We start from the raw sequence: 13,300 nt of genomic DNA, 5'->3' as shown, positions 1-13,300 counted from the left end.
TAAGCTATTAATATGCTGTAATGAGGTAAGTGGAGTGGACATCTGCACCTCGTAGTGTACTCGGGACTTACACCCGTTAGCGTGATACGCTGCCAAGCGCACAAAAGGCACCCATTGCTCCTGAATGGGTGCCTTGCTTCCTTATATCCCCGCCTACTTCACAATCAACTTCGCAATAGCTGCCAAGTCCAATATATCAATCTTGCCATCGTTGTTGATATCGCAAGCTTTAATCGCCGCCCAGTTCGGATCTTGGCTAGTTCGGCCATAATTTGCCGCAGCGATGGCCAAATCCCCGATGCTGACCTTGCTGTCACCGTTCACATCACCAGGAATGCCCGGCGTAACGACAGTCACTTGTACCGTCAGCGATGCGGCCCTAATGCTTGCTTCCGTCCCTTTCTCGTCTGCGACAAGCGCATTCGATACGGCAATTGTCCCCGTTATCGGCGCCGACACATTCTTGGCACGGAATGTCAGCTTCATTACGTTCGCTTTATCGCGAATGCCATGTGCAGCCCCTTCACTCGCAACGATGAACCGGAGCTTCCCCTCTGACGTTGTTACTTTATCTACGATGCTCACGCCTGGCAAGATGGATTCAGCACCGACATACGTCATTGCAGCCGCATCGTACTGCAAGGTTAAATCTTGTGCGTATACGGAACCGCTCACTCGATCGAGTCCGAGAGTAACCGTAAACTCTTCTCCTGCCGTAACCGTGCTATTACCCGTTAGCGTCGTCGTAGGCGTATCCGGCTTTGGCGGCACGATCGCACTTCTAAATTCCTTCACCGCGACGCTGAGTGCGTTCACTGCTGCATCGACTTCGTCTTGCTTCGCCGCGCTGTTATCGTTCACCGCCTGCGCAGCAGCGATCGCAGTAACCAGCTTCGCTTGAGCTGCTTCGGAGACTTGCCCCGGCGCTGTACCTACGCTCGTATCGTCATGCAGCTTCTTCGCTTGATCGATATCCGCTTTTAGCTTGCTCTTATCAACGTCAATGCCGAGAACTTCGATTTCATCAAGGAAGACCCAGACGTTGACCGGGAATTCAACTTTGACGTAGCGGGCGTACACTTTATCGGCTCCCGCTTCCCCCGGCACGCCGTCAATTATTCCGTTCCAGCTCACGAACTCGGCCGCGGCTGCATCTTGTGCCGGTGATGGAGTAACGGTTCCAAGCCGGCTCCAGGATTGGCCGTCAGATGAAACAGAAAAAGTGACGTTCTGAGGGAAATAGATGCCGGGTCCTCTATCCTGAAGAAAATGGGCTCTAACTTGTCCGATCGATTTACTGCTGCCCAAATCAAATGTGCATGTGCGGCTTCGTTCGTCAGGGTAGTCGCTTCCCGCATGGCCCTGCCACTGCTTGTTGCCGTAATCCGTCCCGCCGAATTGTCCGTTCGTAAGTTCGTTCCCAGAATCGGGATAGTTGCTGTTAGGCCGCTTCGAAACCGTGTAATTTTTGCCAAGAACCAGATTACTGAGCTCCGAGCCGTCAGACCAAGTATGAATGAGAACTTGAGCGTAGGTATCAAGTATCGTTACTGCCGGAACCGAAATCAGCCCTTGCGCTTGCACGGCTGGGTCGTGGATGTGCGCGAGAAAATCCTTCATATTTGTTAAGGCATCCTTCGGCTTGTTTTGTTCCAGAAGAAGCTTGATGGTCTGCAACCGATTCAACAACTCACTGCCAAAAACCGAATCGATTTCTTGCGATGCGACATAACCCCGCACAATCTCAGCCATCGTCTCTGGCGCCGGGCTGCTGTTAGTAGCGTACGTTCCATTCAAATATTGGTACAACCAGTCATACATGAGACGCAAATCCGGTTCCTTACTCACCCCTAAGTTGTATACTGCATTATTGCCTTGATAGTAAGCTCTGAAACCATTTTGCATCAGGCCAGACCTGACGCCGCTGTCCAAGTATTCGATATAACGCTTACGGAGTTCGGGATCCGTCAGCATCCCGTCATCAAATTCAATTTCGTTCCCCATCCCGTAACGCTTTGCATTATTCGTTGCATCATCCAAACGGTCGGCATCCATTCCGCCAAAGAAGTAATTCGGCTGATAAGCCGCGGCGTCCATCCCGACGTCTTTCCACATAAACATTTTGTAAGCTAAAGAGTGAGGAATCCAGAAAACCTTCTTGTTCATGGCGTGCACTTTTTCCGTCACCGCGCGAGCTACGTCTGGTCCCAATTCGGATATCTCGATTTGTTCCGGCATCCAGTACATGCCGACAAGATCAAGATTAGAGTAGTTGGCAGCCTGCCATCTTTCCTGGGCCTGATCCAGATACCACTGCACCGCTTTTTTTATGTTTTCAAACGCCTTTTCTTTACCTACGACTGACTCGTTAAAGTTTAAGGAACCGCTGCCGTCAATGTCACCAAAATCGGTTAAGGATTCCCCGGGATTCGGAATCATTAACACAACCTTAACTCGATGATCGGGCTGTTTCAGTTTGACCCCAACTTCCTTAGCTGCCTCATTCAACTGCTGCATATCGCCTGATGCTGCAAATGTTTTATCCAAATACCATTTCCAATCGTCCAGGTTCGTTTGTCCCATACCGAAATCGCGGCCGGCAGGTGTAGCAATCCCGAGATATAGAACGCCGTCAAAAAGCCAATCAACGGGCTCGCCGTCTTTATTTACATAACTGATGTTCGGAATAATTCGTTCCTTGTTCCAATTGCCCAAACCATTCGCATAATGTCCGTTATACAGTAGATTCAAATTCCGGATACCAGCCGTAGCTTCCCCCGGCTTCAAAAATTGATGCTGCTCGGCAGGAACCTTTACCGCCCCATCAACCTTGCCGTCCATACCCATAATTTCGACTTCGTCAATATATTCCCATAGCGAAGGATGCATCGTAAAAGCTACCTTCACATAACGGGCAAAAGCCAGTTTGCCATCCGTATTCCCGCCTTTGATTCCATCCCGGTTGCCATCCCATTCAAAAGTCTCATGTCTGGGCGGTCCATCTCCCCAAAGCAGCTGCGTAGCGTTATGGGATAGCAGCCCCCAATTTTCCTTATCGTCGGATACATACATCGATACAGACAGTGGTACGAGGATCGAGTTCCTTGTGAAATCCTGAAAGAAATTAGCCGTGATCTTTCCAATTGACTTTTCTTCACCGAGATCGAACACGACTTCGCGTGTTTGTCCGCGCAAATGTCCTACCCATGCCGGGTCGTTCATATCCAATGCGCCGTATTTTCCGTCCGTAAGCTTGTATCCGTTATCGGGATGCGAAGCTTCCGGAGCTTCAGACCATTCATACGGGAGCCCTGCCGCGAGATTGCGGAATTGCGTCTCCTGCACTGCCGAAGATGCTGTCGCTTGCAGGATAGTTACATCTTGTACAGGCGATTTCGCCTGCACAGCAGATACTGGAGCCAATAGTAATATAGCCGCCATTAATCCGGATACCCATTTTTTATTCAAATTCAACAAGGCCAGCTCCTTTACTTAATTCTCAAGTACAGAAATTTCAAAAAACTGTAAACCCTTATTTCTGCTCCAGGTGAAAGCTAAATTTTGATCCCCCCTTTCGCGAAATCTGGTATAAGCCATCTTGAAAATGATTTCACTACGAACATTCCTGCATTGACGCTATGAGAGATAAAGTGAGGATACAGCCTGCCAACTGCTTAAGTTTTTGTAAAATAATGCTCATCAGCTCGTTCAGCAGCAGGGCGTATAAGATCTGCTCCCTTCGGAGAGGAAGCCATCACGGCCTTGCCCGTTGCCGCTAGCAGCGCGGAGTTTCCATTGGGCATCTGCAGTAGTACAGCCCAACCAAGCACTCCGCACATATTCCGAACGGAGCCATCGTAGCATTCACGCAGCAGTTCTGCCTAGTTCTCATTGGCGGGATTTGGTTCTCGCTTGGCTAATTCGCAAGCATTCGGCCGATTGTTAATGGCCCGGCAAGTTCTCAATCGTCCGCTGCGCCTGCAAATTCGCAGAGTTCCCGGCCACCAACCGCGTCCGCTCCTTCTACTCGCCAGCCTTGTCATGACTAACTGATTTCGAGCTTCGATTGAACTATTGATTAAAGCTTCATACTCGCTTACGATTTAATTGTCGACGTCGAGCGATGAGGATCTGACCTTCCTCGTTCTCAGTGATTACCGCCTCTACTTAGATCAAAGTTCATTCACCCCAAAATACCTATTGGAACTTTTTCACAACAGCCTTCGTCTATCAATCATACTAATCTTACGAAAGGGATGAACAATCCATGAGATCGTCTAATTCTATCTACAAGACTCATTCTTCACCCATCCGGCATACTGCACCATCACTTACCTTTAAGCCGCTGATTATCGCCATGATCATTTTTCTTTTCGGGACAGCGATTCCTGTATCCGCTTCTGCTTCGGAGAAAGGAATCCATGATGCCTTGCAATTCACTCAAGTCGAATCAGGGAATTATTACTCGATCGCTCTTCGCAAGGACGGCTCGGTATGGACATGGGGACGCAACCTATTAGGCGAAATAGGGATACAAGAAACCGTTACCATATCGGAAACAGACGGACCTGTTCGTCTGAGCTTGTTGTCGGATATCAAGCATATTGCTACTAGCGGAAACGGACACAATCTCGCTGTTAAGGCGGATGGAACGGTATGGACATGGGGAACAGCACCGCTTTCCGATGACTATACAATCCATTCTGTACTGCCTCAGAAGGTGGCAGGAATTGCAAATGCAGTCACTGTTGCATCGGGCTCAGATTTCGGTGTAGCGCTTCGTCAAGACGGGAGTGTATGGTCGTGGCAGCGTGAGTTGAACAAGAATGATACGAACAGCGTTCGGAAGCCTGCTGCTGTGAGCGGCATTGCGGATGTGGTGCAGATACATGTATCCAACCACCAAATCTATGCCGTAAAACGGGATGGCACCGTATGGAGCTGGAATGAACCATCTCTCTTATCCAATTCCAAGATCAAGACTCCTACTAAGCCTGTATTGATAAAAGGATTATCCAATATTCGTTCCGTCACTACTAATGAGCAAGCCTTATTTGCGCTAGACAAGAAAGGCAAGGTAAAGACTTTGGACGCCAAGGGTAAGCCAACTGCCGTTCAACCTAAATTGACTGTAAAAGAAGTACGAGCAGCTAGCTTTTACACACTGTTCCTAACGACAGCAGGCGATGTATATAGCTATGGAAGAACGGTTACAGGCAAGCAAGGCAAGGTTAACGGCTTACCTAAGATCAAATCGATCAGCGCAGGAACCTACCACAATCAGGCGATCTCGGAGCGCGGCGAAGTATGGGGTTGGGGCGGCAACCATTTTAATTCAGTTGGCGCAACGGCAGTTTCACCCGATGGCATGATCTATCTCCCGATTAAGGCCAATATGGCAGTAGACATCATGATTGATGGACAAGTGATCAACTCGATATTTGCTCCGCGAGTGAGTGCAAATACCGTTCATATTCCGATAACGACGATTACCCGAGCACTCGGAGCACAGTTTGCGACCAATCAAGATCCATCGGGCACACTTTCCTATACGATTGCATATGAAGGCCGATCCATCACGTTTCGCGGTGGGGACAGTAATATTTTAGTGGGTGACCAAGCTATCGAGCTCCCAGAATCTGTATCTTCTTTAACAGGTGCTGTCGCTGCTCCTTATCAACTCTTCGAGAAGGGACTCGGTCTTTCGATCATATGGGATGCACAGCTGCAGCAGTTACGGATGAATACACAGGTGCAAGTAAATTAAGCAGAACAGCGGATGGTCTCTGACCACCCGCTGTTCTATATCCCTCACCAGCTATCCATTGATTCCTCGATCCTGCCCTTTAGCTTAATAGAAATGAAGTGAACCCTAAATGTTAGACAATATTTTTATGCAACCTGTTGGGCATGAGCGCGGTATTGTACCGGGCTCATGCCTTTTAATTTTGACTTGATGCGCTTGTTATTGTAGTAATCAATGTATCTTGCTAGTTCTTGCTTGAAGTGATCCATGCTTTCAAACTCATTAAGATAAAGAAACTCAGACTTCAAAATGCCAAAGAAGTTCTCCATTACCGCGTTATCGTAACAATTGCCTTTGCGTGACATGCTCTGGGTAATTCCTCGTTTCGTCAAAGCATGTTGATACTGCTTCATCTGATAGTGCCAGCCTTGGTCCGAATGCAGGAGGAGTTCATCCTCTTCGGATAAGCGTTTAAAGGCTTTATTAAGCATTTCGGAAATTAAGGAATAGGTAGGACGAGATCCCACTGTGTAAGTGATAATTTCACCGTTAAACAAGTCCATAACAGGTTTAACTCCTTTGGTTCCTCTTGTGAATTGATGAATAGCTTCTTTTTTCAAGTCTAAATTGAATTTTGACAAAAAACTGCACCTCCAATTGCTAGATGGTGTCTAACAATTGGGGTGCAGTTCACTGTAGCCTGCTTATTTTGTGTGTTATTCAACTATCGTGTCCCGTTATCTTAATCGACGACTTATCGGCTCATTCCTCCACGATTGCGACCGGGCGGGCCCAGCCTGCACTCGCCATTTCTACTTTGATCGGAAAGCAGCAGACCTTGAAGCCAAACGGCTTTGGAATTTTCTCTAAATTGGCCAGCTTTTCGATCTGGCAATATTCCCGATCCTTGCCGACATAATGTGCTGCCCATAGAACGCCATCTTTCGGCTGCTTTTTATACGCTTCGGCCTGTAGGTTGAGCGGTATATCCCATCCCCAGCCGTCCGTACCGACAACCTTAATGCCTTGGTCCAGAAGCCACAACGTAGCATCGGCCGATACCCCCGCATGAAGGAATGCATAATGTTCGTGGTACAGCCGTTTGTCCGCATCGCTGCGGATGAGAACGATATCGAACGGTTTCAGCGTATAAGCGATACGTTTGAGCTCGGCGACCAGGTCGTCCTTCGTAATCTCGTAACCTGGCGGCTTCGCGCTGAAATCGAGCACCACGCCATCGGAATAAAACCATTCGAGCGGTAGTTCATCAATCGTTCTTGCTTGCTTCCCTTCTGAAGTCGGCCAGTAATGCCACGGCGCGTCGATATGAGTACCTGAATGAGTATTTAGTGTCACCATTTCCGTCGCCCATGCCTTACTTTCTGGAAAATCCTCCTGCTTTAAGCCAAGTGTCTTCGCCGCTTGCAGCGCTCCGTCTTCATGGGTCGCATATTCGATCTTCGCTGGTAGTGGCTCTCGGATGCGTGGACTAATCGGAACGCTCAAATCAATAAGCTTCATCTTGTATTCCCCTTCCCCGTTTCACGATTCTTCCACATTATACTAAAATTCCCCAACTACCGATATTCCAACGTCGTGTGATGTATCATCCTCCCGAGAATTAACCTAATTGAAAATTGTCCTCATTTACGTAAAACAATATAAGCCGCAACGTTCTTGTCATCCCAAAACATTCTTTCCCGCTAACCTTTCAAACGGGTTCATACCTGCGAAACAGACTCCCTGTACTCGAAGAGTCCGTCCGCGAAAAATAATATTCCCAAACCTGTGGATCGATCAGTCAATCAACTTGGTTTTTATTAACAAGCGCTGTACAATCGTGGCCGTTTCCGCCCTCGTGATGACCTGCTTCGGCAGCAGTCCCGTCTTGGTGCCTTGAATAAGCCCGTATTGCACTGCAGCCGCAACAACCTCTTTAGCCCATGCACTCACCGCCGCTCTGTCCGAGAAGCCTGTCAATGTTACTTCCGCATTCGCACTTCCCGGGTCCAGATGTAAACCAGCCGTTTTTGCCGACCGTATGATCATTGCCGCCGCTTCCTCGCGCGTTATTGTCTGTGCCGGGCGGAATGTGCCATCCTCGTAACCATTGACGATTCCGTACTCACTGGCTTTCAATACTACCCCGACATACCAGTCCGTACGCTTCACATCCGTATAGTCTGCGGTCGCTCCTGCTCCGTTATCACTGAGACCCAGCGCCCGGAAGATAATTGCGGCAAATTCTGCTCTCGAAATGGCGTTGTCCGGATGATATCGACCATCCTCAGTTCCGTTGATGACCATCCGCGAAGCCATGCCGTTCACGGCGTTCTTCGCCCAATGTCCTTCGATGTCCGAAAAATCGGCCGAACGCCCTATGAGTGCAAACGTACCATTCGTCAAGCTACTGACGAGCGCAACAGACTTTCCGTCGTGCACGACGATCCGTGTTGGAACATGGTGAACCTTCCCGTTCGCATCCAGCTGAACCGCCGTGGTCACCTTGCTGCGATCCACGCCATCCGGCAGCGGAATTTCCCGCTCCGTGTAGGAGGGGAATTTATCCACGGCCGCGGTTTTGCCGCCATGAGAAGTCGTCGAAGCCGTAATCGCCATATGGACTGACACCGGCGAGATAACAGTAAAATTGTCTTGCTTCGAAGCAGCATCCAGGAGTGCGTGGTCGGTTGCATCGCCCTTCGCTACTTCGATACGGATGACTACTCCCGTAAGAGGTACGTTCGCCCCGAGCTGCGCGCTCAAACGATCGATCCCGATCATCTCCGCGGGTAGCTTAACAACTCCGACAGGCGTCCGAACTTCGAGGACGGCCTGCTTATTCGCTAATGCCTTAACTACGTCTCCTGCGAGCTCGACTGATACGTTGTCCGCGTTGTGCGTCGTGATGACGGAGATGAGCAGTTCGTCATTCTCCAGCGCAAGCTGCGCGGTTAACTTAGCCGCATCCACGGTGATAGTGAACGTCTCGCGCCCGTTCTCCTTGGCTGTGGCCGCTCCGCCCATTCGCTCCTGTTCCTTGCCATTGATCAGAATGCGAAACGCTTGGGGCTTGACCGCGCTGCTTGGGGTAGTGCCTGACGAGCTACTCGTCACAGAAGACGGAGGCGTCGGCGAATCCTTGCCAGAATCCCGCGTTACCGTCACAGCATATGTTTTGATTGTTACACCGTCGTGCGCCGTTACCGTCAACTGCACCGTGTTGCTGCCCACGGCTAGCGGCAGCGGCGGGGATGCCGCGCCGTTCGTCAGTACATGCGGTCCTCCTGTTGGCGTCTCATTCCGGTAGACGCTGGCCGTTACCGAAGCGTTGGCGTCCATCAGCATCGGCACCACCGCAATGGCATTCACGCCGCTTGGCACATTGGCCGTATAAGCGGTCGTCTCCGGCGCGAACGCAGGGTTAAGCGTTACACCTGGCATCGTCAGGCCGCTCAAGCTCGCATTCGTGCCGATCCATTCGGCGTAAACCGTTAGGTCCTCGGCTATCATCGTTATCTTCGCGCCTGGAGCATAGTGCGTTCCTTTTCCGTCCTTTTGAGTATTCCATCCGCCGAACGTATATCCCGTCCTGACCAGATTCCCCGTATTTTCCTGCATCACGACATCGTTGCCGGGACTATACGCCCCGTTGTCAGATGGCGCGCTCCCACCTGTGTTACCATTGCCGCCATACGTCACAGTATATTTCAACGGAGAATACAAAATCGTGCCGTCATACCCTACAATGACAGTACTTTCGTTGCCGAAGGCGATTCCTTGAAAACCTTCCGCCGTCCCTGCCGTTGAAGTTGTCCAATTTGTTCCGTCGGTCGAGGTGAAAATTGTCTTATAACCGATCGCCACAAACGTTCCGTTACCATACGCAAGAGCAAAAGGACGCTCCTCTACATCCTCCTTCACCCAGCTAGTTCCATCCGTCGAAGAAGCGAAAAATCCATGGCCGCCATCAGGCAAAGACCCTACCGCTACATACATGCCATTACCGTAAGCGACCCCTGATAGCTCACCTCTTTCAATTTGGTACGTTTTCCATTCCTGCGTATCGTCAAAAGCCGAGACGGTTGCGAATCCCCCATGCTCTCCGACTACCACATATTTGCCGTCCGGCCCGTAGGCAACGTCAAACAAAGCGTGATCAGGCAACGATTGCGACTCCCATAGCGCACCATCACGGGATGAAACAACAACTCCGTTTTCCGCTACGGCCGTAAATGTTCCCCCGCCATAGGCGATTCCGGTGAAATAAACGTCTTCATTCATTGTATGATTCTGCCAGTTCTCTCCATCCATGGAAGTCAAAATTGCTCCCTCGTCCCCAACCGCTACGAACATACCGTCGCTCGAAGGACCGCCATAAGCAACCGCACGAAGATATTTTTCGACGCCTGAAGCATGGCTTTCCCAAGCCGTTCCATCTGCGGAAGTCATAATGATTCCGTACTCACCAACCGCAACAAACATGCCTTTGCCATAAGCAACGTCGTACAAGCTACCTCCACCAGGGATGCTCCGCTCCTCCCACCCCGCAAGAACACTGGCGGAAGCATAACTAGGCAGAAGCCCCATAATAATAACAATGATCGTCGCGATGGAAAACCAACGCCTAAATTTCATAGTCCATTCCCCTTTATTGGATGATATTGGATGAGCATATTTAAAATACGCCTACACACATTGAACCAGCTTAAACGAAGCCAGGACTGTGCTTCCATACCCCAAAAGGGGTATTTTCAATGGTCACCTTATACCCTTTGCCAAGCTGAATAAACACGAACGGACTCCCATTGCTTGAGAGTCCGTTTTCCGGAAATAAACCTAATTCGGATCTTGTTCGTCCGCGATCTGCGAGGAGTGAGGAAGATGCCGTCTAAGGAGAAGCTTCCATCATCCTCATAGAAGAGGGTGGCCGACAAGCTGACACTCTTCCTCACTGAGGAATTTCCTTTATAGGCATCTGCACAATCATATAGTTATTCACCTACATACTGTAAACATAGGTTCATTGACTTTACGAATAGTGCATTATCTTTTTAAAGCATAAGGAGATATAATATGACAAATTTTTATTCTTTTCATGGGACCATCACTATGATAAATGATTTTTTTACCGGTCAAAATGGTGAAGGATGTTTTAAAATAATATCTGTAGACAACGGAATGGGAGCATTAGTAAATTTTGTTGTGTCACCAAATACTTATTTCGTAGACCATGTAATGGTAGCAGTAGGAGATCAAGTGACTGGATATTATGACGGTAATGCACCTGCTCTTCTAATTTACCCTCCACAATATCAAGCAATTGTCATGGTAAAAAATAGCCCGTATCAGAATGTAAAAGTAGATTATTTTAATACGGAGTTGGAGAGTAGTGATGGACGTTTACGATTAAATATTTCTCCATATACTCAAATCGTATTAACAAATGGGCAACACTTTTCAAGAACCCCTGCGGACCGTGATCTAATTGTTATTTATGGACCTACCACAACAAGTATCCCCGCCATTACCACACCCTATAGAATTATAGTTTTGTGTTAGTGAGCATGCTTTCCACTGCAGAGGATGGAAAAATAATCATATCTCCTTGATTCAACGAATCTGCCCGAAAGCAAAACGCGGCAGCCGATCAATGTCGGCAGCCGCGCTTTTGTTATTTTATTAAGTTATCGTGTCCCGTTAGTTTAGCCGCTTGTCTCTTATTTATAAATTTTCATACACAGCCATACAACTGTTGTCAGGGCTATCAATGCTGCAACTGAGGTAAAGATGAAATATCCTGTTTTAGTTTTCGTATATGCGTTGTTATCATAAACATTTTGTTTTATTCCCAATCCGAGCCATAAATCGCCAACAAGACTAACAACTACGATAGTAAAGTTTTTGATAAGCTTGACCTCAACTACCTCCTTTGATTTTATCTTTGCTTTTGATTTTGATTACTAAATTGTACCATACTCTCTCAATTATTGGTAATAACTGTTACTCAATTCTGCCCGTTAGCATAATAAAAACAGAGGCAATTTCAAGCAATCGTTTTTGAATCTCTTCCTCCGACCAATTTCTTTCACCTAGACGTTTCTCTCACGAGTTTCTTCATCACAATGTAGGTTTAGGTAAAAGCTTTGAGCAGATATGAATATACATAGGATCAAAATGTCTTTCTGCTTTCTTTTCAATATCATTTGAGGGTCAATTGCCAATGAACCCTTTGCGAACCAGCCCAGGAAGAAATACCAACGGATAAAGCAGCAGGAACAGATTTGGAATCCACCACATAAGGTCATAATCCCCTTTGATAACCCAGAATGCAATGGCTTGTAGTCCTGAACAGGAAGTAAGAACCAGTGAGATCAGTACCAGCGGCATCCATCGTGCATTGGACTTTCGATAATAATAAAGACTCAGTAACCCTGTAGCCGAGATCAGAACATCAAGTGGAAAAAAAGACCAGTTCCAAGTCACAAGCAACTTGTTATTGTAATCCTGATACGCATAATTTGGAGGAATCAAATGAAAGTAGGTCACGAACCAATATACAAGAAACGCTATATCCGTAAATAAAAGTAATCCCCTTAGTCTACCGCTCATCTTTACCACTCCTTTTGAACGGTTGTATGTATCGTGTGATCTTGTTGACTTGTACTCTCCTCTTTTCCATGACTGCTACTCCCTAGATTCAAGCCCACCACACCAACGATGATCAGCAGCATAGAAATGAGTTTTATAGTTGTCAACTGTTCTCCAAATAGCACCCAGCCAACGCCTACCACAAGGGCGGTTCCCATGCCAGACCAAATGGCATATGCAACGCTTACAGGGATTCCCTTTAATGCTATGTTCAATATGGAGAGACTAAGCAGATAAAAGACCACCATCAGTATAGATGGTATCAACTTCGTAAATCCCATCGATAGCTTCATAAATGTAGTACCTGCCACTTCCGACGCTATTGCAAGCATCAGCAACAACCAAGGCATGCCATCACCTCATCCTTATCCCATGTATCATGATATCTACCATTTCATGCAAGGCTTCCCTCAGCGTTAATCCGGTCTGATGTACAGAGGCTTGCTCCATCAGTCGGTTTAAACCTCCAATATATAACTGTATAAAAAGAGCCCTATTAAACGTCCCAAACAGGCCTTCAGCCTGGCCTTCTGCAACGATTTGGTCTACTCCATCCCATTGCTCTTCCATGAAGGTATTCAGGTATTCCCATACCTCGGAGTAATAACGCTGCAGCTCGTACAGACGCTTGATATCAAAAAACTGAAAATCCTGCGGAAGCAGTACGAGCAAAGCCTTTAATTTATCCATTGTGTTCAATGTCTGACCATGAATAATAGCCTGCTCCCGCTCTTTGATTTCATCAATCGCCTCCTGTACCAAATCACGAATCAGTTCTTCCTTGGAGGAATAATACTCATAGATGGTTTTCGTACTTACACCGCATTGCCTAGCCATATCCGCCATAGTGAAGCGAAAGCCTGATTTGAAAATTTCTTGTTTTGCATGCAGCATGATTTTTTG

At 47.9% G+C, this 13,300-nt stretch carries 9 protein-coding genes and 1 pseudogene; 2 read left to right on the top strand and 8 right to left on the bottom strand.

Annotation, left to right across the window (positions count from 1 at the left end):
* Positions 1-153: 153 nt before the first annotated feature.
* The gene (locus tag GCU39_RS07480; RefSeq protein ID WP_152392939.1) at positions 154-3,474 is read right to left on the bottom strand and encodes a DUF4855 domain-containing protein; all 3,321 of its coding nucleotides are present in this window, start codon (positions 3,472-3,474) and stop codon (positions 154-156) included.
* A gap of 200 nt (positions 3,475-3,674) precedes the next feature.
* The gene (locus GCU39_RS31395) at positions 3,675-3,830 is read right to left on the bottom strand and encodes a hypothetical protein (protein ID WP_193726808.1); all 156 of its coding nucleotides are present in this window, start codon (positions 3,828-3,830) and stop codon (positions 3,675-3,677) included.
* Between the two features lie 437 nt (positions 3,831-4,267).
* Between GCU39_RS31395 and GCU39_RS07475 the strand changes: the two genes are divergently transcribed.
* Positions 4,268-5,767, top strand: a complete 1,500-nt coding sequence (locus GCU39_RS07475; protein WP_152392938.1) for a stalk domain-containing protein — start codon at positions 4,268-4,270, stop codon at positions 5,765-5,767.
* 125 nt (positions 5,768-5,892) lie between these two features.
* Here GCU39_RS07475 and GCU39_RS07470 read toward each other — a convergent pair.
* From GCU39_RS07470 to GCU39_RS07460, 3 genes and pseudogenes are all read right to left on the bottom strand, one after another.
* A pseudogene (locus GCU39_RS07470) lies at positions 5,893-6,321 on the bottom strand (IS3 family transposase); the annotation flags it as partial.
* 187 nt (positions 6,322-6,508) lie between these two features.
* Complete coding sequence (locus GCU39_RS07465; RefSeq protein ID WP_152392937.1) at positions 6,509-7,267, bottom strand: cyclase family protein; 759 nt, start codon at positions 7,265-7,267, stop codon at positions 6,509-6,511.
* A 276-nt stretch (positions 7,268-7,543) separates the two neighbouring features.
* The gene (locus GCU39_RS07460; RefSeq protein ID WP_152392936.1) at positions 7,544-10,384 is read right to left on the bottom strand and encodes an S-layer homology domain-containing protein; all 2,841 of its coding nucleotides are present in this window, start codon (positions 10,382-10,384) and stop codon (positions 7,544-7,546) included.
* Positions 10,385-10,822: 438 nt separating this feature from the next.
* On the opposite strand from GCU39_RS07460, the gene GCU39_RS07455 reads away from it, so the two are divergent.
* Positions 10,823-11,308, top strand: coding sequence for a hypothetical protein (locus tag GCU39_RS07455; RefSeq protein ID WP_152392935.1), 486 nt, complete (start codon positions 10,823-10,825; stop codon positions 11,306-11,308).
* A 651-nt stretch (positions 11,309-11,959) separates the two neighbouring features.
* On the opposite strand, the gene GCU39_RS07445 is transcribed toward GCU39_RS07455, so the two are convergent.
* From GCU39_RS07445 to GCU39_RS07435, 3 genes are read right to left on the bottom strand one after another with little or no spacing between them, the layout of a single operon-like run.
* Complete coding sequence (locus tag GCU39_RS07445) at positions 11,960-12,358, bottom strand: DUF5360 family protein (protein ID WP_152392934.1); 399 nt, start codon at positions 12,356-12,358, stop codon at positions 11,960-11,962.
* Positions 12,359-12,360: 2 nt separating this feature from the next.
* Positions 12,361-12,747: a DMT family transporter gene (locus tag GCU39_RS07440; RefSeq protein ID WP_152392933.1), complete on the bottom strand. Its 387-nt coding sequence runs from the start codon at positions 12,745-12,747 to the stop codon at positions 12,361-12,363.
* A 4-nt stretch (positions 12,748-12,751) separates the two neighbouring features.
* On the bottom strand, positions 12,752-13,291 hold the full coding sequence (locus GCU39_RS07435) for a TetR/AcrR family transcriptional regulator (protein ID WP_152392932.1): 540 nt from the start codon (positions 13,289-13,291) through the stop codon (positions 12,752-12,754).
* Positions 13,292-13,300: the final 9 nt, after the last annotated feature.

It is taken from the genome of Paenibacillus guangzhouensis, from assembly GCF_009363075.1.
GTDB classification, from domain to species: Bacteria; Bacillota; Bacilli; order Paenibacillales; family Paenibacillaceae; genus Paenibacillus_K; species Paenibacillus_K guangzhouensis.
The sequence above is the reverse complement of the archived record's forward strand: the minus strand, read 5'-3'. Positions and strand labels throughout refer to the sequence as shown.

Coding starts and splice junctions, on each gene's coding strand:
- GCU39_RS07475 (WP_152392938.1), top strand. CDS start 4,268: ATGAGATCGTCTAATTCTATCTACAAGACTCATTCTTCACCCATCCGG.
- GCU39_RS07460 (WP_152392936.1), bottom strand. CDS start 10,384: ATGAAATTTAGGCGTTGGTTTTCCATCGCGACGATCATTGTTATTATT.
- GCU39_RS07445 (WP_152392934.1), bottom strand. CDS start 12,358: ATGAGCGGTAGACTAAGGGGATTACTTTTATTTACGGATATAGCGTTT.
- GCU39_RS07435 (WP_152392932.1), bottom strand. CDS start 13,291: ATGCTGCATGCAAAACAAGAAATTTTCAAATCAGGCTTTCGCTTCACT.
- GCU39_RS07440 (WP_152392933.1), bottom strand. CDS start 12,747: ATGCCTTGGTTGTTGCTGATGCTTGCAATAGCGTCGGAAGTGGCAGGT.
- GCU39_RS07465 (WP_152392937.1), bottom strand. CDS start 7,267: ATGAAGCTTATTGATTTGAGCGTTCCGATTAGTCCACGCATCCGAGAG.
- GCU39_RS07455 (WP_152392935.1), top strand. CDS start 10,823: ATGACAAATTTTTATTCTTTTCATGGGACCATCACTATGATAAATGAT.